Source organism: Gaetbulibacter jejuensis, assembly GCF_039524015.1.
GTDB lineage: Bacteria > Bacteroidota > Bacteroidia > Flavobacteriales > Flavobacteriaceae > Gaetbulibacter_B > Gaetbulibacter_B jejuensis.
This window is the reverse complement of sequence record NZ_BAAAGF010000002.1, coordinates 352619-375643: the sequence shown is the minus strand read 5'-3', so window position 1 is coordinate 375643 and position 23025 is coordinate 352619. Positions and strand designations below refer to the sequence as shown.

The window sequence follows — 23025 nt, the reverse complement described above, 5'->3', positions numbered from 1 at the left end:
CTCCCTATTTCATTCAAAGACTTCTTCAGCTTCTTGGTAATTTGTATGTGTTGTTTTCAATTTCGACATTAATTTCCTTTAATCGTGATTGAAATTGTTCTGGTGTTGTATTTAGTGCTTTTCTGACATCTTTTAATGCCGCTTTCTTATTATTCAAAAAATATTGACTAAGCCCTCTATTTAACTCTAAAAACCACGTATCAGGATTTGATTTAAGTGAAATATTACAATACTCTAATGCATCTTGATAAAATCCATTTTGAAGCAAGAATCTACTAAAACCATTTGCCTCATAAACTGATGCATTCAATTTCATTGCTTCTGCTATAGTCGTTTTGGCTTCTTCAGTTTTGTGCAATTTTGTTAACAATCTGATCTTAGTTGACATGTTCGTTAAATTCTTATCTGCTGCAAAACCTCCATAACCTCCATCTATTGATCGGTTAACCCACTGCAGTGCTTCTTCTAAATTGGTATTATGTTCTAAACACCATAATGCAGCATCGTTCCATGACTGCCAATGATACGTGTTAATACCTCGCAATTCACTTCTAAAACTTTCCACAACAGTTGTATTTAAATCAACTTCTACAGTAAATGGAATTCGTTTTTCTCCCCATTCTAATCCAATTACCAATGTGTTTTCAGTTCGATTTAAAAACTCGTAGTCAAGTTGTTCTGACTTCGGACAAGATTCCGATGGTACAGAAACCCGAAGGCTAACATCATTTTCTACATCTAAATAATAACTTCCCCATTGGTCATAATTGTGTGCGAATAATAAATCATAGGTATCACCTTTAGGTATTATATGAAATCCATATTTACCAGATTTTAATAATTTACCTTCAATTTTCACATCTGTACTAAATTCAATAACAGTTGCCATGTTAGCTCCTGCTCTCCATGGAATAGGATTACCTTGCTGTGGAATGATACCTGAGTTGTTCCAAACATCCCTACCTTTTAATGCTGGACTACTATAATCTATTGTGATTTTTGTGACTCCAAGCATTTGGCTCTCTTGAATCTTAGGGCTGGTTTGAGGTATACTTAAAGTGTGAAATTGCGCATATAGACTTATGGTGCACAACAATGCAATAGCAGAAAATACAAACGATTTATTCATTTTTAGTTTTTTTAAAATTTTAAGCTAAACTATGCTGATAAAGGTTGTTTAATCTCCTAATTCGTGAAATGTGGAGATATTTTTATGAGGATTTTAACAGAATCATTTGAAATCGAATAAATATATTTGTAAAAAAAGATAGGATGGACACATCAATAGCGTTAATAGTTTTTTCAAGTATTGCAGTTACTTCCTGTGTCTTTTTGGCTAGTTATTTTTTGTTTATTAGGAAAGAATCCAAACTACAAGATTTGACTTTAGGACTGTTGTTCATAGCTATTGCGCTAAGAATTTTAAAGTCTATTTTTTATTATGTCTTACCAGAAATTTCGCCTATTGGAACTGCTTTAGGCTTTTTAGGTTTTGCTCTTATTGGACCTTTGGCTTTTACTTATCTTTCGCTTAATAAAAACAATCATAAAACCTTAAAACCAATTCTATTATTGCATGTTTTATTCCCAGTGATTGGTTTTGTTATCATACTCATCAATAGCAATTTTGCCTATGATATGTATTTATTAGCAAACGTTAGTTTTGCTACCTATCTAGTAATATCTGCTATTACATTCATTTCAAAACCAAAAGAAAATAATTTAACTCAATGGCATAAAGCTTTGTTTTATGGTTTAGTAGCTTTATCCGCAGTGTTGATTTATCAGCTTTTAGGAGAAACAATTTCAGCATATGCAACAGGTATTGCGCTTTCTTCAATAGTTATTTACTTTTTATTTTTCTATGCATTACAATCGCCTTCAGTTGTAAAAAAATCAAGTTCTAAAGTTATACCAGAAAAAATGATAAGAAAAATTACAAAGGCAATGGAAGACGACAAAATTTATTATCAACCTGGTATCACATTAGCCCAATTTGCTGAAGCGATTGATGCTCCTAATTACTTAGTTTCTAGAGCTACAAAAAAAATATATAACAAAAGTTTCCCTGAAGTCATCAATAGTTTTAGAATTAAAGCTGTGAGAGATAAACTATCACAACCTGAATTCATGAACGAAAAAATTGAGGATCTCGCCTACGATGTTGGATTTAATACCTCTTCTGCTTTTTACAATGCCTTTAAAAAAGAAGTAGCTATGACACCTAGAGAATATCAAACCTCAATTATGACTAAGAATTAGAGCAAATAAAGTACTTTCAGGACTTTATAAATGTTGATAACACTATTACTTCCCGATACAGAAAGTAAAATCAATTAAATTTAGTGCTATTTTAAATAATCGAGACAAATATGATACAACTAACAATTTCTGAATTATAGACTTTTTATTCTAAATAAATTCACTAAATTAAAAAACTTAAATCCAACTGTTTTTTGAGCTATCAAGAATCACATAATTTAATTCTTAATAATATTTCTAGGTTTATTGATTTAACCAAATTAGAAAAGCAAAAATACCTCTCTTTACTCACAGAAATAAAAGTAAAACGAAAAGCATTTTTAATGCAGGCTGGAGATATAACCAAATATGAATATTTCATAACTAAAGGATGTTTAAAAGTGTACACCTTAGATGAAGACGGTACACCTCACATTTCTATGTTTGCTTCAGAAGATTATTGGACAGGCGATATGGCAAGTTTTATGACCAAAAAGCCTACACGCTACTTCATCAAAGCAACTGAAGATTCTGAATTACTAGGTATCTCTAGAGTTAATTATGATTTGATTTTTAAAGAGATACCAAAATTTGAAAGATTCTACCGTATACTCTATCAAAAGTCACTCATTAGTTATATTAAGCGCTCAAACGATGGAATTTCCTTAACAGCTGAAGAACGCTATCTAGAGTTTAAAAGGAAGTATCCAAACATTATCAATAGAATAACGCAAAAGGACTTAGCAGCTTATATTGGCATTACCCCAGAATTTATGAGTAAAATTATTTCAAAAGTGAATAGAATGTAAAAGTCTTAAACTAGTTCATTTTTTTTCATGTATTCCTATCGGAATTTTGAAGCATGAAAAATATTATACTCATAACCACTTTTGTATCCTTAGCATTTTCAAATCTTTCTTATGGGCAATTCACACAAGTAGAATTGTTTACAGGTTTAGATAAAACAGATTTTACCCTTTACTCTAGTTATGCTATAAACAAGAGCGAAACACTTAGTCTAAACACCTTGGCGTTCTTTCAAAAGTTTAAATCTGAAGCCAACAAAGAGTTTGATGAGATAGGTGTACAACCAACACTATTTTGGAATATCAATAAGCATATTGCTATTGGGCCTTCAATTTACTACAACAGTTTTGCTGGATTTGCAGAACGCTTGTCTGCAAAACTAACCCTAAAGAATTCCCGAATCTTATTCGTCACCATTCCTACAATGGCCTATTCTGAACAAAAGGATGCTAGTTATGCCGAATTGCTTGTTCAATTGCAATACAATATACCACTTAGTAACAAGGTATCGCTTTGGTGTAATGGACAACTTTTAACTATATGGGACGAATTTGAAAAGCACTCAAGAAGTTTTCAGCAATTGAGGATAGGTATAGAAATTAACACTCACCAGTTTGGTTTAGGTCTCGACATTGATCAATATGGACCAAAACCAATAGAGCAATCATCCTTCGGTTTGTATTACCGAAACACCTTATAAATAATTTTAAATCTTAAATATTATGAAAAATTTAGTAAAAGTTTCACATTGGGTAGCATACGGATATCTAATCTATGCATTTGGTTATGCAAGTCTTTTTAAAGTTTTCCAAAAACAAAGTATGATGGAAAACATGAGCAATTTTGGTTTCGGAAAAACATGGACCTTATTTATTGGTTATAGCGAACTGTTGGGAGTAATTGGTTTGATTGTTGGCTTATGGGTGCATAAAGTTAAAAATCTATCAACTTTATGGTTATTGCCGTTTGCAATTGGCGCTTTGATAACCCATTTTGCACATAATGACTATGAATATTTTTATACATCATTATATTGTTGTATTGCTTGTATGGCTCTGCTTGTTACAGATAAAAATTTCAAAGTAATACTATAATGATTAAAACTCCAAAATTTTAAAATAGTCTATAGATTATCTAATCTAAAAAAAGTAATCATGAAAAAAATAATCACAATTGCAGGTAGTAATAGTCAAAAATCAATTAATAAAAGTTTATTAAACTATACATCAAGTTTGTTAAAAAATGTAGAACTAATCACAATAGACCTAAATGATTATGTCTTGCCAATTTATGGAGTTGACTATGAAACTGAAAATGGAATACCTGTGGTAATTAAACGCCTAGATGAACTCATTGATAAAGCAGATGGTTTTATTATATCACTTGCTGAACACAATGGATCTTATACTGCAGTTTTTAAAAACATCATCGACTGGCTTTCGCGAATCAACATGAAAATATGGCGTGAAAAACCTATGCTACTTATGGCAACCTCACCTGGAAGCAGAGGTGGTACAACATTACTGAAATCTGCTAGCGCATACTTTCCTTTTATGGGAGCCAAAATTACAGATACATTTTCATTACCATCCTTTTATGACAATTTCAATAACGCAGAAATTGTTGACCAAAGCTTAAAAGAAGACATCAGTAATAAGGTTAATAAGTTTCAAACTATAATTTGATAAAATATGATACTATCATCAGAATTTCACAAAAAAGAAGTAATGAAATGGGATATCATTCGTCGTCTTGCTTTAATCAATAACAATCAAAAAATGAAAAACATTATTTTAAGTATTACGCTCTTATTACCTATACTATTATTTTCTCAAAGACATGAAGGTCAAAAAAAAGTATTAATGGTCGTTAGTAGCTACGGAAAAGATAAAGGTGTAATAAGACCAGGATTCGAGTTTGATGAGTTCTCGCAAGCCTATTTAATTTTCAAGAATAATAATTTATTAATAGATGTAGCAAGCCCAAAAGGAGGAAAAGTTGATGCTGACCAGTTCAATAAAGAAAAGCTTTACAATAAAACATTCCTAGAAGATAAAAACGCTTTAAAATTATTAGAGAACACCTTAGCTACAGCAGATGTCAATGCTGAAGATTATAATGCTATTTATATTGTAGGTGGTAAAGGTGCCATGTTTGATCTACCTTACGACCCTTCGCTTCAAGATATTATTCTAAATTTATATAAAAGAGAAAACACTGTGATTTCCTCTGTATGTCATGGTCCTGCAGCCTTTGTTAATGTCAAGGACAACGATGAATATATCATTAATGGTATAGAATTAACCAGTTTTTGTAATGTTGAAGAAGAACTCTTTGGTAAAAAATGGGTAAAGGAATTTCCTTTTAGCTTAGAAAACAAACTAAAAGAAAGAGGTGCTAGTTTTGAACAAACCGATTTCATGTTATCTAAAGTGGTAGTTTCAGGCAAATTTGTGACAGGTCAAAATCCTTTCTCTACAACAAAATGCGCAGAAGCTGTAGTAAAATCTCTAGGAAATAATCCTGTGTATAGGAAATGGTATGATGATGAAAAGAGTGTTTACTTAATTCAAGAACTACTAAATGATGAAAAGACTATTAAATGGGCTGAAGAAGAATTGGAAAAGAACAAAGCAAAATACGATATATCTTTAATCGCAGCCTATGGATATTATAAAATACTGGCTTCAGAAGAAAACAATGAAGAATTAAACAAGGGAATTGAATTGTTTGAATTAGCCTCTCCACACTTTTTTAATGAAAATTTACACTTGTTTTTAGCTAAAACTTATGTTTCAATTGGAAACAAAGAAAAAGCCAAAGAACTACTAAATGAATTAATTTTAAAAGGACTACTAAAAAATAAGGCTACCAAGTTGTTAGAAGAATTACAAGAATAATTACGCAACAAATATCCTATACCCTAAAAATAAAAAACATCTCATACTTAAACAGAGCATGATGACAACACCTTACCCATTAATAAAACCAAAATATTATATATCATTAATAAAGGATTTACTCCGTTTTATTAAATACCCTGAAGATAATCTCACAGAAAATAAAACCGTTAAAAATAAAGTCTACGACACCATAGGACTTTTCTTTATAAAAGTTATTTTCTCAATAACTGTAGCCTCATTGTTACAGTTTATTTATGAACCTGAAAATTTAACCTCAACAAGTATGACTAAAAGATTTCCCCCTCTACTCTTATTAGTAGTTGGTGGGATTATTTTACCATTATTTGAAGAAATAACCTTCAGGCTGTCTTTAAAGTTCAAGCCGATTTATTTTGCGTTAACATCTGGGACATTTACATATTATATACTTACCAAAGCAGTTTTTAAAAGCCGATTATCTATGATAGACGACACATTTTGGTATAGATTCTTAGCAGGAGCTTTCATATTATTAATAGTGTACGTATTATCCAGTAGAAGACCTACAAGACAAGCTTTACAACAGTTTTGGAAAAAGCAATTTAAGTGGATTTATTACGTATCATGTATCAGTTTCGCTTGGCTACATATTTTTAATTTTGAACTAAACCTCATCAACCTTTTATGGTTGCCCATACTTACATTACCGCAATTATTTAGCGCATTTATTGCTGGTTACACAAGGATAGTCTTCGGTTTTCAGTACCCTCTCTTTTTACACATATGTACAAATGTTTTATTTTTATCGTTAACATTCTTACCTCTTGATTAATACAAATATAAAAGCACAAACAAAACTGTAAAAAATCATTCCTAAAGAGTAAATAAAATCAGTTTGATTTTATTTAAATTAACTACATATTATGCTAAACATCTTTAACTCATGTCAAAAAATAAAATCATTATATACACCTAAAATCATTGCAGAGGTAAATAACGAGTACATCAAATTGGTTAAGATCAATGGTAACAAAGTGCCTTGGCACAATCATAAAAATGAAGATGAGTTATTTTTCATTATTGAAGGGTCATTATTGATGGAAATAGAAAACAAACCTAGTTTTAAAATGCAAAAGGGAGATTTATTTGTTGTTACTAAAGGTCTAAATCATAAAGTTTCTTCGCAAAAAGAGTGTACAATAATGTTGATTGAAAGTAAATCTACTTTACACACAGGAAATGTAATATCTAAAATTACAAAATCTATAGAAAGTCAAAAAAAATGATACTAGTATAATTGAATGCAATTAAAAATTATAACTAGTAATTGATTTGGTTAAATTAAATGATTTCATCTCTTCTACATTATTATGCTATACTTTTTGCAAAAGGATAATTACTTTGATTAAAAAAACTGATTAACTTTACAATTATGGCAAACGAAATAGTTGAAGGTATAAAACAATATATTGACCTTACAGATGAAGAAGCTAAGATTGTAGAAAACTGTATTCCATTAAAGCAATTTGATAAAGGAACTGTTCTACTAAGAGAAGGTCAAATTGCAAAAGCATCTTATCAAAATCTTTCTGGTTTGGTTCGTAAATATTATATTGTTAATGGGGAAGAAATTACAACAAATTTCTACGAAGAAAACACATCTATTTCATCTTTGAACAGTTTAAATAAACAAGAACCTTCTAATCATTATTTAGAATGTATAGAAGATTGTAAACTAGCAATCTTAACCAAGGAAAAAGAAAATGAACTCATTAAAAAAATCCCTCAATATGAAGCCTTATGTAGAGCTTCGGTTGAAACAGATTTAGGAGATCACCAAGAAGCATTAGCCCAATATTTAATTGCTTCACCTGAACAGCGTTATCTTAGCTTACTAAAAGATAAACCTAATTTACTAAACCGAGTTCCTCTTTACTTATTAGCTAGTTACATTGGTGTTAAACCAGAGTCTCTTAGCCGCATACGTAAACGAGTTATGAAAAATAAAAACTTCTAAGATTCTTCTAAATAAGAAGTAAGTTTATGTTCTTTGTTAACTAAACCTAAATTACGTTTTGAAAATCCTACAATAAACAACCAAATAGTGAATGACAATTCGCCAATAACACCAGTTAAAACAACACTTGCTTCAAAATAAATTTGATAATCATAATAAGCATTAAAATTCAGCTTCGCAATTCCATCAACAAAATATCCAAATGCAGCTATAATTAGTAAATACGCCAAAAAATTAGGTATATGATTAGCTTTTATTGCTAGATATCCTAATATCAAAAGATGAACTCCAAAAAACAACAAACCTACAGTCCACATTTCATCAAATGTTGATAATAAATCCATCACTGCTTTAGATTGTTCATTAGAGTAACCAATGGTATTTGTAATATTGAAAACCTCGTTCAGTTTTAGTAAAGCCATTCCAAAAAACAGCGCATGAAGCATTCTAATACCTGAAGCTATATAAGACCAATTACGATTAACTGCCTTAGTAAGGTTAAACAAAGACGCAATCAACACAATATCAAACAGTAACATCAATAAAAAACTCAATAAACCATTTCTAAATAAGTTTAGATTATTGGAGATATTGGATAGTGTTTTTGAAGGATTATCTATTTCAATTAAGCCTGATAAAATCGCGAAATTCGCATAAAAACCTGTGAAAAATATCATTGCATAAGCAAAACCTGAAATTTTAGCACTCCTCTTCATAATACTTTTTTTAATAATTCTCTACAAAACTAGACTCTATTAACAAGTTAAAAAATGACTTTAGTTAAGAACAAAACCTCCAATAAATAGTATTTTAACCAAATGTCTTCAAAATTTAGCTTTTTTGTATTTTTAACCATCAGTTTCTTTTTATAAAATGAAAATTAGAGAATTATCTTTATTTTGTTTAGACCTTAATGCTGAAAAAGCATTTTATAATAACACCTTAGGATTTCCTATAACAAATGAGAGTGCAAATAGTTTTACAATAAAAATCGGATGGAGTAAACTAAGCTTTATTAAATCATCTATTCAACATAAGTATCATTATTGTTTTTTAATACCCTCTAACAAGCTTAATGAAGCTTTTAACTGGTTAGAAAAAAAAACTAAAATCTTAGAAATTGAACCCAATAAAAAGATTCAAAATTTTCAAAGCTGGAACGCCTACTCATTCTATTTCTATGATGCCAATGGTAATATTGCTGAATTTATAGTTAGAAAAGACTTAAAGAATGACACCAAAGACAGTTTCAGTATTAACGATGTACTATGTGTAAATGAAATTGGAATACCAACTACAAATATTCAAAAATATAATGACCTTTTAGTTGAAAAAATGAACTCACCTTTTTGGAAAGGCAATACCATTAGTTTTGGGACTAATGGATCTCAAGAAGGTCTATTTTTATTACCTAACTATAAAAAGAGATCGAAATGGTTTCCTACTGACATTTCCATAAAGCCCTCTCCTTTTAATGCCTTAATAGAGAACAATAACTTTTTTTATAAAATGAATTTTCTAAATGAAAGTCTGATAATTAAAAAAAATGACTGAAAAAGATCACATATCACTACTAATCAATCATATTAAAAAAGATGTCGATCTAAATGAAAATGATATAGAAGCATTCACCCAAATTCTTGAAATTAAAGAACTAAACAAAAAGGATTTTTTGTTTCAACCTGGTGAGACCTCTAATTCAATGAATTTTATTGCCAAAGGATGTATGAGAAGCTATTACTTAGATGAGAAAGCCCAAGAGCATACTTTACAATTAGGAGTAGAAGAATGGTGGATAAATGATTTATACAGTTACCTGAGTAGAAAAAAATCAAGAATGTATGTGCAGGCTTTAGAACCTACAATACTTGTTCAACTTCCTAGACTAAAATTGGAACAACTTTATCTGGACGTTCCTGCAATTTCCCATTTCTTTAGAATTAAAATTCAAAATGCGTATGTTGCCATTCAAGAGCGCGTTATAGACAGTATGAGCGACGACGCTTACGACAGGTATAAGGATTTTATCAAGTCTTACAGAGATATTGAGCAACGTGTTCCTCAATATATTATAGCGTCATACTTAGGAGTAACACCTGAATTTTTAAGTTACTTACGAAAAAAACACTCTTAGATTCTTTCTTAATATACCTTAAGTTTTTCCTTTAAATCAATCTATAGTTTTGACCCATAAACAATTATAAGGGTCATGAAACGATTTATTGTCTTTACTCTCTTTACTTTACTAGGTACATTTTTAGTCTATTCACAGAATACTAAATTTTCACCTGAATTTACATTTGGTAATCGCTCTATTGGCTATCAACATTACATTGGATATGATTTATCTAAGAAATGGTCTATAAATAATATAACACTATTTGACACCGAATATAACAATGACAATAACAATATGTTTTTTATTAGAAACATGTTGTCTTATGCCATCAATAAATCATTTAAAGCTAATGTAGCCTTTGGAGTTAAAAATCCTGGCGGCTTCAATACGATAACCCTTCAGTATGCTTTAAACACAAAAAATTTCTCACTGAATTACAATATTGGTACTACTTACCAAAATGGTTTTACGCTAGAACAATCTTTAATCTTAAACTATAGTAAACGAATCAATACCGCTTATAAGTTTTTCACTAGACTTTTCACTGTAATGAATACTAATTTAAAATATTTAGATAGAGGTATCCAACAACTAAGAATAGGAATCAAGAAAGAAGCCCTACATGTTAGTCTAGCTATAAATCTAGATCAATTTAAAAAGGCCGAAAAAACTTTAGAAAACTTCGGAGTAGCATTTAAATATAATTTTTAAACAAGACATATTATGAAATCAAAATTAGACATCGGATTATTACTATTAAGAACATCAATTGCATCAACTATGCTAGTATATGGCATCACTAAACTCATAAATGGTGTGTCATTTATTTCAGGCTTATTATCTGACTATGGTTTGCCTTCTTTCTTTAGTTATGGTGTTTACATTGGTGAAATATTGGCACCATTGTTAATAATCATTGGTTATAGGACAAAACTAGCTGGATTGATTTTTGCCATTAACTGTTTAGTAGCCATCTTAATGGTACAATTACCAAACTTTTTTACCCTTAACGAATTTGGTGGCTGGTATGTAGGTCCAATTGTTATCTACTTTGTTTTTGGACTCGCTATGTTCTATACAGGTGCTGGTAAAATTGCGCTTTCTTATACAAACAAATGGGATTAAAACACAGAACCATGAGACTCTATCTTTTATTTATCCTAGCACTTTCAGGTGGTGTATTTTTAGCCATACAAGCTGGGTTTAATTCACAATTGGGTGGATTACTTAAACAACCTATCATAGCTGTCGTTGCTTCATCAATAAGCAGCGTCGTTTTTGGACTTGCATTTCTCTTTTTTACTGAAAAGGGACTTATTCAAACTTTAACCTCAACACAGGTACCATGGTATCTATGGTTTATCGGAGGGTTGTTTAGTGTTATCGGCATATACATTTACTTCTATACCATACCTAAAATAGGTATTTCAAAAATGATTGCACTTGGACTTTGTGGTCAACTTATTTTTTCATTAATCGCAGGAAAATATGGCTGGTTAAATCTACCTGTTGAACCCTTAACTAAAAAACGAATTATTGGTGCATTTGCTATGCTCATTGGCATTGTACTACTTAACACTAAATAATTAATATGACAACAAGACAACGTAACATTAGCAACCTCATTGATTTATGGAAAAATGCTACACAGCCATTTAACACCTATAATGAAGATGAATTTATAGGCTATTGCTTTATTAAAGACTCTCAATGGCCCAATAAGATCTGGCTAAAAGAAACTCATAATATTAGTATACTAAACGATATTAGCTTAATACTAAAATCAAGAATGGATAATCTTACCTTTTCATATTTCGATAAGGATTCTGATAAGGTGAATCTAATTTTTGATTATTACGGATTTGATCAAGTTTCTTCTCAACATGGAATGTCTTTAGACTTAAAAGAACTTCCCTCATTTAAAACAAAAACGTATTTGAAATTTGAATTAGTTACCGATTCAAATAAGGCTGAGATATGGAGTAAGGCTTTTGAAATGAGCTTTGGTTATAAAATCTCCGAAGAAACCATAAACAAGACATTTCAAAAAATTAATTACTACAACATATACTTTAATAATGAGATTGCCGGAACTGTAATCTGCCACAAAACACTAACAACATTAGGCATACACAGTTTAGGCATAATACCATCAATGCGAGGCAAAGGCTTAGCCACACAAATTATGTACAACATTCTTAATGAAGCTAAAGCAAATGGCTTAGAACTTGCCACTTTACAAGCCTCTCAAATGGCGAAATACATGTACGAAAAGATGGGATTTACAACGGACTTTTTAATGCGTAATTATAAACTAAAAACAATATAAAATGAATTTATTAGAACATTTACAATGGCGTTACGCCACCAAAAAATTTGATCCTACTAAAAAAGTATCTTCAAATGATCTTGAAAAAATCATACAAGCAATTCAACTTTCTGTGTCTTCTTACGGTTTACAACTGTATAAAGTTTTGATTATTGAAAACCCTGAAATTAGAGAAAAATTAAAGCCAGTTTCCTGGAATCAAAGTCAGATTACAGATGCTTCGCATCTGATAGTATTTTGTAACTACACAGATGCTACATCACAAGCTATTGATAATTTCATAGAACAAACAGCAGTTACTCGAAATCTAGATTTAGAACGCCTAAACGGTTATGGTGATTTCATAAAGTCTAAACTCAACGAGAAATCAGATACAGAAAAAACTAATTGGTTAAAATCACAAACGTATTTAGCACTTGGGAACCTTTTAAGTGCTTGTGCAGAATTAAAGATTGATTCTTGCCCTATGGAAGGCTTTGAACCTGAAGCGTACAACGAAATACTTGGTTTGAATGAACAAGGCTTAAATGCTGCCGTTATTTCACCTATTGGATACAGACATCACGAGGATGATACTGCAGAATTACCTAAAGTAAGAAAGCCTATTAATGAACTTTTTGAAATTGTTTAGTTTAATTAGATTTTTGTATTAAGGGTTTAATCATAATGGTTAAGCCCTTTTTTGTTTAGCATTGTAACAAAGTAAGTACACTGTCGGATTTTTAATGACTAACCTACAGAATCTGCACTTACATTTTTTTATGATTATACTTTTGTTTTATTTCTAAGCTGCTATTTCTCATTAAACACGTTAGTAAATATTTAATCTATTTTGAATCAAAAAGTATTTTAGCATTTACCCAATACACCTCTCCTTTTTCAACACCTGCCCATCCTTTTTTTTCAGGGTTGTTATATCTTCTTGAATAGATAAAGTATTTTCCGTCAGAAGACATATATGGACTATAGTATCTCCAATTACTCTCGTATTTTAATGGTACCTCTTTGGGTTTTGTCCATTTACTATTTTCATAAAAGGTTATTTGAAATTTACCCTTTCCGTTAGTAATGGCATATCGCTCATCTGGTGAAACATATGTTATTAGTTCTTTGTTCTCGCTCTTAATATTTATGACAATAGGTGTTTCAAATTTTCCATTTCCTAAATATTGCGCACGGTACGTTTGCATTCCTCTTTTATTATTTGGTCTGTTTGAACGAAAATATAAACTCCCATCCGCCGTAACAACAGGATAAGTTTCAAAATATTCCGTTGAAACTGAAAAATCTACTTTAGAAGCTAATTGCCATTTACCATTTACTTTTTCACTTTTATAAATATCTGGTGGTATCGTGTAAAGTTCTTCTTTGGTAACGCTATTGTTATAAAGCTTTGGGTCAACACCCAGAAAATACATTGTCTTTCCGTCATTAGTAATTGTAGGGTCACAAGCAACTGAAACTAAAACATTATCTCCATACATTTTAATGGGTTTAATATCAGACCACTCTCCATTAATAAGTTCAGAATGATGAATAACAAAGCTACTGTCTACAATTCTTGAGAAGAACATTTCTGTATTATCATTGTTAAAAACCACATTCAACTCGACATTGTCAGTATTAACAATTGATGGTGCAAATAACTCAGGAACTGTTGAAGGAGGATCTTGATCAAAATATGAAATAGTACTGTTTTTGCAACTAAAAAAGGTTACAATTATTAAGAAAAACAATAAGAATTTATTCATAAAACTAAAATGTTTACTAGTGGTTAATTTAAATAGATTTTTTGTTTTTAGATTAATAGATTTTACCATTAAAATCTTCATACTGAAATAAACCTGATAAGAGACTTACCATAAGTTTTCATTTTTGTAAAAATCGATTCGTTGTTGATGTAAAGAACTAAATTACTAGTTTTAATTATTAAAAGTCAACTTATTAAGTTGCAGGCATGAGTTTTCACACCAAAAGCAATCTCCTTCTACAGGCTTAAGTTCTATTGCTTTTTTATAGCTCTCCCTTGCCTTTGCAAATTGTTTCGCTTGATAGTAAATATCTCCCATAGTATCCCAAATATTACCATCATTCGGAAATAAGTTAGTGTTGAACTCTGCAAGACAGATTGATTTTTTAAGCTGCTGTTCCCTCATATATATTCCACTCAATCTATTTAAAATAACTGGATCACTGATTATTTTTCCGAATGTAGTATGTAACTCCTCTCCCAGCTTTTCAATATCATCATCATAGTTTTCAATGTAGTTTAAAAGCTTAGTAATTTCATTATTTGAAATAGGTACGGGATTATAATCTGGATTAAACAGCATTTTCTTTATTCGATATGGAATTAATGAAACTTCTCTAGTTGATGAGTTTGTACCAAATAAAATCAAGGCATCTTCTTGTGGAAACCAAATAAAATCATAGTATGACACACCATTGAAGCCATTGTGCATCACGATTTTTGTGTCTCTTGAAGACTGATACGTCGTCCAACCATAGGCGTAATAACTTGTTGCTTCTTCGTCTTCAGCTATATATGGTTTAATTAATTTTTCTGTAGATGCTTTACTAAGAACTGTGTTATTCTTTAAGGCTAAATACCACTTGTACATATCGTTTTGAGTGGAATTAACCCCTCCATTAGCTTTTAATGGCCAGGCTATTTTATTGTCTGCTTTATACTTTTCAACATGATTTCCTTTATTAATTACATTGTAAACATATTCATTAGCAATAGCCTTATTGTTCCATTGGGGTAATAAATATCCTGTGTTATGCATTCCACTGGGATCAAAAAGTTTTTCTTTTAAGTAAGCTTCATAACTTTTACCTGAAACAATTTCTATGATTCTTCCTAAAATACTGTAGCCAGAATTAGAATAAGAATATGTCGTTCCTGGCTTAAAATGTAGCTTAGCATTAAACAATTCTTCAAAATATTCATCCTTAGGAATATGATCAAAATCACCATCTCCAATGCCATGTCCAAAACCAGCAGAATGTGTCAGTAGTTGATGAATTGTTATCCCACTTTTATCTTTTGGAATGTTCTTAAAGTATAGTCCCAATGAATCTGTTACACTTAATTTTTTTTCTTCTACAAGTTTCAGTATTGCGGCACCTGTAAATTGCTTGGTAACTGAACAAATATCAAAAACCGTTTCTGGTGTGTTTGGTATAGAATTTTCCTTATTTGCAAATCCATAACCTTTATTAAGAATAATAGTATTGTCTTTAACAATCAACACAGCACCATTGAAACCATTCATTTCGCTTTTAGTAAGATAATCATCAATGCGTTCACTTAATTGAATTTCATTTTGCTGAGAATTTGCGCTCAAGGATATTATAAAAATCACTAATAATTCAAAGTATTTAATTTTGTTCATTTTTTAATTTATTATTTTTAATTATCCAATCTGAAATCACATCTAAAAACCCATCCACAAATTCCTTTTTTAGTTCTGAATATTCTTCACGTTTTCCTGTTCTTGCATTTTGAAAAAAATGATTTGCATTGTTAAACACTTTAAAATCATAATTAACACCTGATTTTAAGAGAGCATTCTCCATTCTATCCTTATTTTGAAATATAGGAACTTGAAAATCTAACCCTCCAAAAAGACTTAATACTGGAATATTTAATTGTTCCAAATCTTTGGAAGGATCATAATAGAGAAATGACGTTAACGATGGCAAGCCATAAATGATTTTAAACTCATTGGCTTTGTCCGTAGCTTTTTGCCTTATTTTTAATGAGTTCACTTCTCTTTCTGAACTTGTTTTATATAAAATAGATTCGGTTGTTTTTCTAAATAAGTGGTATGCTTGCTCTATATTTTTATCATCTTCAATAGCTGTCATTAATTTGTTATGTGCTGAAACATCAGCTTCAATCAATGTTTTAGAAATCTCTAAGCCACTATATTCCTGTCTAATCTGATAGGTTACCACTTCTACCAAAGGAACTGATGGTGCTGCCATTAAAACGACTTTTTTAACGGACTCGTTTTCAACAGCAACTTTTCCAGCTAGGATGCCTCCTTGACTATGACCAAACAAAATAAAACTATCAAAATTGTTTGCTTCAGAAGATTTGAAGTATTCTATAATTCCTTCTAAATCATTAGTTTGATCTTCTATTGTACTATTTACAAAATCTCCAGTACTTATACCTACTCCTCTATCATCATATCGAAATGAAGCAATACCTTTTGATGCTAGGTGTTCAGCAATGACTTTAAAAATCTTAAAGCCTTCTAAAGTTTCATCTCTGTCTTGCGGTCCACTTCCTGAACTCATTATGACTAAAGATTTTGTATTCAAATTAGATGGAATAACAAGTGAGCCTCCAATGGAATTATTTTCTAATTTGATAACCAAATCAATAAACTTTGAATCTTCATTAGTTGTGCCTTCACTTGAATGACAAAAACATGTTATAATTAGAAATAGTATTAAAATGGGTAAATGTATTCGTGTTCTCATTTTTGATGTATTGCATTATTATTAGTACCCTTAAATAATAGATCAAATCCTGATTTTAACGATTCATTTGGCTGCACTCTATAAAATTGCTCAAGAAAACTCAAAGACATTAGCTTTTGTAATCCTACGGTTATTTTTTATTAAAGAGGATTTACCAATACCATTAAGACCTAACAAACCAAAAATCCCATTATTTGTTTCTTGGGAAATTCCGTTAATGCATTGTAACCGTTTTTATAAGTTAGATTTAGGTTATTATTTTTAATATATTATAACATTCTTTCTTGATTGATTGAAAGCGAGATTAAAGTGAATTCATCATAGCTAATCAGTATTTGATTCTAACCAATCATACTTTCTATACGGAAAATAAAATCCAGACCTCTCTGCTATTTGATAAGCTTTATTCATAACTTTTAATATGGATTTTTCATCTTGCTTTGTTTCTATATCCATCTTGAATAATTCTTCACTATTTGTTTTTTTCATTATCCTTTATAATAACAGAAGCTATTTCTCTAACTAAAACAGTTGGCGAATTACAATCACAATTACTAAACCCAACAACATAAATATCTAAATCTGGCACATACACAGCCATAGACTTAAATCCAAAAATGCTTCCTCCATGCTCTCTTGTTTTTACTGAATTTATCTCTTTTAAATGCCAACCATAACCATAATTAATTTTTGTACCATCATTTAGAGAATGGTTCATAAATACTATTTCTTTAGTTTCTTGTGAGATTAGAATATTGTTATTAATAGCTTGTTGCCATAATAACATATCATCTACTGTAGACATCAAAGCTCCTGAAGCATAAGGGATGGTAAAACTTACATCAAACTTATTTTTATAAGCCTTACCACCATGATAGCCATAAGCTCGGTTTTTGATTATCTTACTATCACTAGCATAGTAAGAATGATTCATACCTATTTTATTAAATATTTGCTCTTCAATAAAACTCTTATAGTCTTGATTTGACACCAATTCTATGATATAACCAAGAAGCGTATAACCAGAATTGTTATACTTAAACTTTTCGCCTGATAGAAAATCAGATGGTTCATTTTTGAAAAAATCAATCAATGCTTTAGGTTTCAAATCGCTCTTTGCAATTGACATAATTAACTTCATTTTTGTAAAATCCTTTATTCCTGAAGTATGAGTCAATAAATGATGAATTGTTATACTATTCCCATTTGGGTAATCTTGAAGATATTTCGAAATAGTGTCAGATACATTTAACTTCCCTTCTTCTTGCAACATCATTATAGCTATAGCAGTAAACTGCTTAGTCATAGAACCTATCTGAAAAACGTTTTCAGGAGTCATGTCAACATCTAGTTCAATATTAGACTTACCTGTAGCTTTTCTATAAATAGTTTCTCCTTTTTTTGACACAAGAAAAACACCACCAGGACCATTACTATCATTATAAACTGTAGATAATAGACTATCAATTTGCTTTTCTATTTTCTGAGAAAAAGAAACTTGAAACAGGAATAAAAAGAGTATGAGGGATGATATTCTTTTTGTTAATAGATTTTTCATTCTGTACGTTTTTATCTTCGACGATTGCTAATATGATTTAGTTTCAATTATTAATTGATTTAGTAATCTAAACCAAAAGGCATTCTAGTTTTGACTATAGTTTTCATTAATTGAGGTAAAATTAGAATAGTTATAAATCTAAAATCTTAAGGTATCTTAAGAAAACATCTAATCATTAAAACCACTAAAATTATTTGACGAATTTATGAAGATGAAAGCAATAAGAAATTGACTTTGGTTAAGAAAATAGCTACCCACTTATAAATTATTAAAATTATATAAATATTAATTGTGAGATAAAAAATAGGGTTTTAACAATTTTTCAAGATGGTTTTTTAACAAAACATAAGCTAGTTTGTTATTTTGTAAGTAAAATGACTGGCATCTATTTACAATACAGGAAATAAACCAATTGAATTTGATAATATTTTAAACAATCGAGACAAATTTGATACAGTCAAAATTAAATAAGCCTTATTTTTCTCATTTTGTTATTATTGCTTTACGGTCGTTTTTAATGAAATGTTATCTTACGATTACAGGTAACAGTCGCGATTATGTGCATTGTGAATTGAAAAGCGTTAGTTTTCAATCTTACATGAACGTTAGCTAGCCTAACGGTGACAAGCAAGATTATGTTTTTTTTATAAATATTCAAACTATGAGTGGAAAAGTAATCCGAAACTTCGATTTATCACATCAGCCCACATTACATATATTATTGTGTACTGTTTTTACTCTATCCATTTAATTGCATTTTCAGACATTTTCTTATAATTGTGACCTACATTTTTTATGGTATCAATTTCCCAATTAAACACCCAGCTATTCTTGTTTTTCATTTCAATATTTGTATTAAAAAAAGTAGTTCCGCGTTGCAACCTATGAGAGCCTTGTTCCATTGCCAAATCTGTAGTTCTAAAAGTTCCTAAATTTGGATCATTATCTAACTCTCCTAATAAAACAACCAATTTTTTACGGTAAGATTCTGCCAGATTTATTTCTACATTTTTAATACCATACGGAAACTCAAGAGTTGCATTAGGTAATGTATAAAAGCCCGAATTTGCAGAAATAGCTGTTCTTATTCTTGCTTCAGGCATTAACAAGACCATTCTATGCACAAACTGACCTCCTGCTGAATGTCCAAAAATATCATAATGGTCATTAGTAATATTATTGGTCATTTTGATATGATCAAAAATGTTTTCTACCACTGTAAATGCCCATTCACTTTTCGGGTTTTTAGTCCCAAAAAAGGTAAACAAATTTCCTTCTTGGTAATCGTTGGTTGTATATTTTGAAAACTTGTTATCAAATTCAGGAGCTACAATTAATAGGTTATTAATATCTGCCAATTCAATCCAAGCCTGTAGATAATCATCTGCATTTCTTCCTCCACCATGCATAACAAATACTATGTTATCTTGGTCTTTCCAACTTTCCGGTTTATAGGTCCATACTTTAATAGATTTTCTATCACTATCTTTGTAAGCATTGATAACAAAAGCGTCTACTCCAATTTTAATTTTACTACTTGCTGTAATTTCAGGACCTTTAGGAAGTACATAAAGGTAAATGTAACCTGCAACGGAGAAAAGTAAAAAAATAGAAAAAGTATATAAAAACACCTTTTTTAATATTCTATAAAAATTATTCATTGATTCGTTTTTTGTTTATTGATATTTAAATTGCTTTACCTATTGCCTGCTTTTATAGTATCAATTTATGTTTTTTATTCAGATAATCTCATAATCATTTTTCTACCTCCAAAATCTATTTCGTGCATGAGTAATTTTCTGGTTCGGGTATCAATATAATATGTGTTCAACACATTATTATCTGAAATATCATCAGTAACCTCAACTTTCCAAACAGGGATGGATGTCTTGTTAAAATTAAGCGTCGTTTTTTTGGTATTTTTTACTGTTGCTGCAATTACTCCTACTTTTGATTTTGGATTGTAATCAAAAATGGAAATAGATGCAGAATAGCTATCCTTTAAAGGAAGTAAACGTATCAATTGAGGATAAAAGTTACTATCAAAGAATGGCTGTTGGGTTTCTTCTAAAATTTCTGTTTTAATAGCTGTTTTTTTATCCAAGTAATAACCTTTTATCTGCTTATCAAATTTCAAAACCATATCTCTTTGCTCATTGTAAGAAGCATGATAAAGTGGCTTAAAACTTCCAGCAGCAACCGTTGTACTGTCAACCCATTCACTTTTAGATTGCTTCATTTTCACTTGAGTTATAATATAGATAACAGCATTCTTTTTTTGAATTTGAGTTACTACCTCACCTATTTTGACTTCTGTAGTATCGGTAACAACTAACCAATCCATTACATAAGTTTCAGATTTCAATAAAGATTCATCAGCTGAATGACTTAATGGAGTTAATTGTTTCTCCTGACCAAAAATTGATAGCGTTGTACTTATGATGAATATAACTAAGTAAAGCGTGTGTTTCATTTTAAAGTTTTTTTAGTTTGCGTTATTGAGTTACAAATTTGACCATTACTTCTATTTCTCAAAATGGATAATCGACGTTTATAGATGGACAATTTTCCTCTTTTTTAATTTTTTATTTATTAGCTTCTATTGGCTGCCAAACTCCTGTTTTTGCAGTTTCTGTTGCATACGCTAAAAACGTTTTTGGTTTTCTACCTAAAACCTTTTCAATATCGTTTGTTATTTTTTGATTTTCTGGGTTGGTTAACACGTGGCTAAAGAGATATTCAATCAACCAAACGACATCAGCTTCTACTTGCATTTGTTTCATACCTTCAACATACTGCTCTAAAGTGATTTCGTAAAAGTTTAAATTTCTTTTACTCACGTTTGAAATGGTTTTAACAATATCCTTAAAAGTGATAAGCTCTGGTCCCGTTACTTCAATAATTTCTCCGTTATAAGTATCATCTAATAAAACAGTGCTAGCAACTTCTGCAATATCATCAGCATCTACAAAAGGAATTAATACATCTGACAAGGGTAAAGCAACGTCTCCTGTAAGTATAGGGTCTAAAAAGAAGCTTTCGCTCCAATTTTGATTAAACCAAGAGGCTCTTACAATAGTATAGTTGACACCTGATGTCATTATAATTTTTTCACAAGCTTCAGCTTCAGTTTCCCCTTTTCCAGATAATAAAACAACTTTTTTAACGCCAAGTTCTTTAGCTAAATATGTAAAGCTTTCAATAGCCTCCTTGGCTCCTGGTACAGCTAAATCTGGATAAAAAGTGATATATACACGCTCTATATCTTTTAAGGCGTTTACCCAAGTTTCCTTATTATTCCAATCGAAACTTGGAGAGGCATTTCTGGATCCAACTCTTGGTTTAATACCTTTCTTTTGTAATTGCTTGATAACTCGACTACCTGTCTTACCTGTAGCTCCGAGCACTAAAATGTTACTGTTCATTATTTGACTTTTTTAATTATGAAGCAAAAGTCACACTAAATGAAAGGAATAAGTTATTTCAAAAAGAATTTAATTTATTCTAAAAGGAGTTTATTTAATTTGGCTTGGTCTATATCCAAATTTTTTCTCGAAAGCATTTGAAAAAGACCCTAAACTGTCATAGCCAACTTGCCATGCAGCTTCTTGTACTGTGGCTTTCTTATTGTTTATTAAATCGTGAGCCATTTTTAAACGTTCGTTTTGTAAATATTTAAAAACGGGTGCGCAAACAATGCTTTAAAGTTCTTTTTTAAATTATAGGTATTTAAGCCTATTTTACGAGACAATTCTGAAAGCGTAGGTGGATTGTCTAAATTATTAACCAAAATATCTTTAGCCAAATACAGCTTTTCTCTTTCTGCTGAATTTATTGTATTTGTTTTTAAGGAAGCTAGTTGTCCAAAAAAATGCGACAATAAAGCGGTCATTTGACTACGAAAGAACATCATTTTTGTTTTTCCTACATATGTCATATTAAATACGCCATCCACAATTTGATCCATTTCTGGTGTCATAAAAAACTTTGGTCCCTCTACATAATGATCAGAAGGATTGACCAATTCATTCAATAAGCTCGAAAAAATTTCACCTTCATCATTGGGTAGTTTATCTAAATTTCTAATTGAAGTTGCTATTAGTAAACAACGTAAAGGTTTTTCCGGTGATACGGTATGCACAAATTCTACTTGTTCGTCTGCATAAAAAGACAAAGCCAATCCTTTGGTTTGTTGAAATTGCTTTTCAGTGCTTTTAAAATTAACAGAAATATCTACATTTCCTGATCCATAAAAGGCCACGGCAATTACAGGTTCATCAAATCGGCAAGCATCGGTTATCACTCTTTCCGAAATAGCCTCCTCTACCAAAATAGTAAAATCATTAATATGTATAAAATCTCTGGTCATCGATACCGTAAAGTTAAAAAATAGCGAAAAGTAATTGCATGCTTCAAACAATTATTTGAAATGCGTGTTTCTTTTAAAACAAATCATTCTCCTTTCTAAATAAACTACAAGTACATCTTCTACATACTTTCGAATAGATTTTTACCGTAGGGAAAATTGTCCATCCATAGACGTAATTCATCCATTTTATGGCTTGTGTGTTATTC

27 protein-coding genes are annotated in these 23025 nt (G+C 30.4%); 16 read left to right on the top strand and 11 right to left on the bottom strand.

The window, feature by feature from the left end; genetic code table 11:
• Positions 1–25: 25 nt before the first annotated feature.
• Complete coding sequence (locus ABD011_RS08295) at positions 26–1129, bottom strand: DUF2911 domain-containing protein (RefSeq protein WP_343797376.1); 1104 nt, start codon at positions 1127–1129, stop codon at positions 26–28.
• A gap of 143 nt (positions 1130–1272) precedes the next feature.
• On the opposite strand from ABD011_RS08295, the gene ABD011_RS08290 reads away from it, so the two are divergent.
• The 9 genes from ABD011_RS08290 to ABD011_RS08250 all read left to right on the top strand — a co-directional run bounded on the left by ABD011_RS08290 (position 1273) and on the right by ABD011_RS08250 (position 7947).
• A complete protein-coding gene (locus ABD011_RS08290) occupies positions 1273–2262 on the top strand; it encodes a helix-turn-helix domain-containing protein (protein WP_129760637.1) in 990 nt (329 codons plus the stop codon).
• 194 nt (positions 2263–2456) lie between these two features.
• Positions 2457–3050 carry a Crp/Fnr family transcriptional regulator gene (locus tag ABD011_RS08285; protein ID WP_343797373.1) on the top strand — a complete coding sequence of 198 codons (594 nt, stop codon included), beginning with the start codon at positions 2457–2459 and terminating at the stop codon, positions 3048–3050.
• Positions 3051–3103: 53 nt separating this feature from the next.
• Entirely contained in the window at positions 3104–3748 is a 645-nt protein-coding gene (locus ABD011_RS08280; RefSeq protein WP_343797371.1) for a hypothetical protein, read from the top strand.
• Between the two features lie 22 nt (positions 3749–3770).
• Complete coding sequence (locus tag ABD011_RS08275) at positions 3771–4142, top strand: DoxX family protein (RefSeq protein WP_343797368.1); 372 nt, start codon at positions 3771–3773, stop codon at positions 4140–4142.
• Positions 4143–4202: 60 nt separating this feature from the next.
• Positions 4203–4733, top strand: a complete 531-nt coding sequence (locus ABD011_RS08270; protein WP_343797366.1) for an NADPH-dependent FMN reductase — start codon at positions 4203–4205, stop codon at positions 4731–4733.
• A gap of 6 nt (positions 4734–4739) precedes the next feature.
• Positions 4740–5948, top strand: coding sequence for a DJ-1/PfpI family protein (locus ABD011_RS08265; RefSeq protein WP_343797364.1), 1209 nt, complete (start codon positions 4740–4742; stop codon positions 5946–5948).
• A 61-nt stretch (positions 5949–6009) separates the two neighbouring features.
• Complete coding sequence (locus tag ABD011_RS08260; protein WP_343797363.1) at positions 6010–6762, top strand: hypothetical protein; 753 nt, start codon at positions 6010–6012, stop codon at positions 6760–6762.
• 91 nt (positions 6763–6853) lie between these two features.
• Positions 6854–7216 (top strand): cupin domain-containing protein, encoded by a 363-nt coding sequence (locus tag ABD011_RS08255; RefSeq protein ID WP_343797362.1) that lies wholly within the window; start codon positions 6854–6856, stop codon positions 7214–7216.
• 146 nt (positions 7217–7362) lie between these two features.
• Positions 7363–7947, top strand: coding sequence for a Crp/Fnr family transcriptional regulator (locus ABD011_RS08250; RefSeq protein ID WP_343797361.1), 585 nt, complete (start codon positions 7363–7365; stop codon positions 7945–7947).
• Here ABD011_RS08250 and ABD011_RS08245 read toward each other — a convergent pair.
• Positions 7944–8663 carry a DUF4386 domain-containing protein gene (locus ABD011_RS08245; protein WP_343797359.1) on the bottom strand — a complete coding sequence of 240 codons (720 nt, stop codon included), beginning with the start codon at positions 8661–8663 and terminating at the stop codon, positions 7944–7946. The genes ABD011_RS08250 and ABD011_RS08245 overlap by 4 nt on opposite strands.
• A gap of 157 nt (positions 8664–8820) precedes the next feature.
• On the opposite strand from ABD011_RS08245, the gene ABD011_RS08240 reads away from it, so the two are divergent.
• The 7 genes from ABD011_RS08240 to ABD011_RS08210 all read left to right on the top strand — a co-directional run bounded on the left by ABD011_RS08240 (position 8821) and on the right by ABD011_RS08210 (position 13026).
• Entirely contained in the window at positions 8821–9501 is a 681-nt protein-coding gene (locus ABD011_RS08240) for a VOC family protein (RefSeq protein WP_343797357.1), read from the top strand.
• Positions 9494–10081 (top strand): Crp/Fnr family transcriptional regulator, encoded by a 588-nt coding sequence (locus tag ABD011_RS08235; protein ID WP_343797355.1) that lies wholly within the window; start codon positions 9494–9496, stop codon positions 10079–10081. Before ABD011_RS08240 ends, ABD011_RS08235 begins: the two co-directional genes overlap by 8 nt.
• A 75-nt stretch (positions 10082–10156) precedes the next feature.
• Positions 10157–10777, top strand: a complete 621-nt coding sequence (locus tag ABD011_RS08230; protein ID WP_343797353.1) for a hypothetical protein — start codon at positions 10157–10159, stop codon at positions 10775–10777.
• A 12-nt stretch (positions 10778–10789) separates the two neighbouring features.
• A complete protein-coding gene (locus tag ABD011_RS08225) occupies positions 10790–11191 on the top strand; it encodes a DoxX family protein (protein WP_343797351.1) in 402 nt (133 codons plus the stop codon).
• Between the two features lie 11 nt (positions 11192–11202).
• Positions 11203–11652, top strand: coding sequence for a DMT family transporter (locus tag ABD011_RS08220; protein ID WP_343797349.1), 450 nt, complete (start codon positions 11203–11205; stop codon positions 11650–11652).
• A gap of 5 nt (positions 11653–11657) precedes the next feature.
• The gene (locus tag ABD011_RS08215) at positions 11658–12395 is read left to right on the top strand and encodes a GNAT family N-acetyltransferase (protein ID WP_343797347.1); all 738 of its coding nucleotides are present in this window, start codon (positions 11658–11660) and stop codon (positions 12393–12395) included.
• Between the two features lies 1 nt (position 12396).
• On the top strand, positions 12397–13026 hold the full coding sequence (locus tag ABD011_RS08210; RefSeq protein ID WP_343797345.1) for an NAD(P)H-dependent oxidoreductase: 630 nt from the start codon (positions 12397–12399) through the stop codon (positions 13024–13026).
• 196 nt (positions 13027–13222) lie between these two features.
• On the opposite strand, the gene ABD011_RS08205 is transcribed toward ABD011_RS08210, so the two are convergent.
• The 9 genes from ABD011_RS08205 to ABD011_RS08165 all read right to left on the bottom strand — a co-directional run bounded on the left by ABD011_RS08205 (position 13223) and on the right by ABD011_RS08165 (position 22819).
• Positions 13223–14146: a TolB-like translocation protein gene (locus tag ABD011_RS08205; RefSeq protein ID WP_343797342.1), complete on the bottom strand. Its 924-nt coding sequence runs from the start codon at positions 14144–14146 to the stop codon at positions 13223–13225.
• A 171-nt stretch (positions 14147–14317) separates the two neighbouring features.
• Positions 14318–15793: a serine hydrolase gene (locus tag ABD011_RS08200; protein ID WP_343797340.1), complete on the bottom strand. Its 1476-nt coding sequence runs from the start codon at positions 15791–15793 to the stop codon at positions 14318–14320.
• Positions 15780–16892 (bottom strand): alpha/beta hydrolase family protein, encoded by a 1113-nt coding sequence (locus ABD011_RS08195; RefSeq protein ID WP_343797339.1) that lies wholly within the window; start codon positions 16890–16892, stop codon positions 15780–15782. The genes ABD011_RS08200 and ABD011_RS08195 overlap by 14 nt, the downstream gene beginning before the upstream one ends.
• 472 nt (positions 16893–17364) lie before the next feature.
• Positions 17365–18450, bottom strand: coding sequence for a serine hydrolase domain-containing protein (locus ABD011_RS08190; RefSeq protein WP_343797338.1), 1086 nt, complete (start codon positions 18448–18450; stop codon positions 17365–17367).
• Between the two features lie 734 nt (positions 18451–19184).
• On the bottom strand, positions 19185–20111 hold the full coding sequence (locus tag ABD011_RS08185) for an alpha/beta hydrolase family protein (RefSeq protein ID WP_343797337.1): 927 nt from the start codon (positions 20109–20111) through the stop codon (positions 19185–19187).
• A 74-nt stretch (positions 20112–20185) separates the two neighbouring features.
• The gene (locus tag ABD011_RS08180; RefSeq protein ID WP_343797335.1) at positions 20186–20923 is read right to left on the bottom strand and encodes a DUF3108 domain-containing protein; all 738 of its coding nucleotides are present in this window, start codon (positions 20921–20923) and stop codon (positions 20186–20188) included.
• Positions 20924–21035: 112 nt separating this feature from the next.
• A complete protein-coding gene (locus ABD011_RS08175; protein WP_343797333.1) occupies positions 21036–21875 on the bottom strand; it encodes an NmrA family NAD(P)-binding protein in 840 nt (279 codons plus the stop codon).
• Between the two features lie 90 nt (positions 21876–21965).
• The gene (locus tag ABD011_RS08170; RefSeq protein ID WP_343797331.1) at positions 21966–22100 is read right to left on the bottom strand and encodes a helix-turn-helix domain-containing protein; all 135 of its coding nucleotides are present in this window, start codon (positions 22098–22100) and stop codon (positions 21966–21968) included.
• A 2-nt stretch (positions 22101–22102) separates the two neighbouring features.
• Positions 22103–22819: an AraC family transcriptional regulator gene (locus ABD011_RS08165; RefSeq protein WP_343797329.1), complete on the bottom strand. Its 717-nt coding sequence runs from the start codon at positions 22817–22819 to the stop codon at positions 22103–22105.
• Positions 22820–23025: the final 206 nt, after the last annotated feature.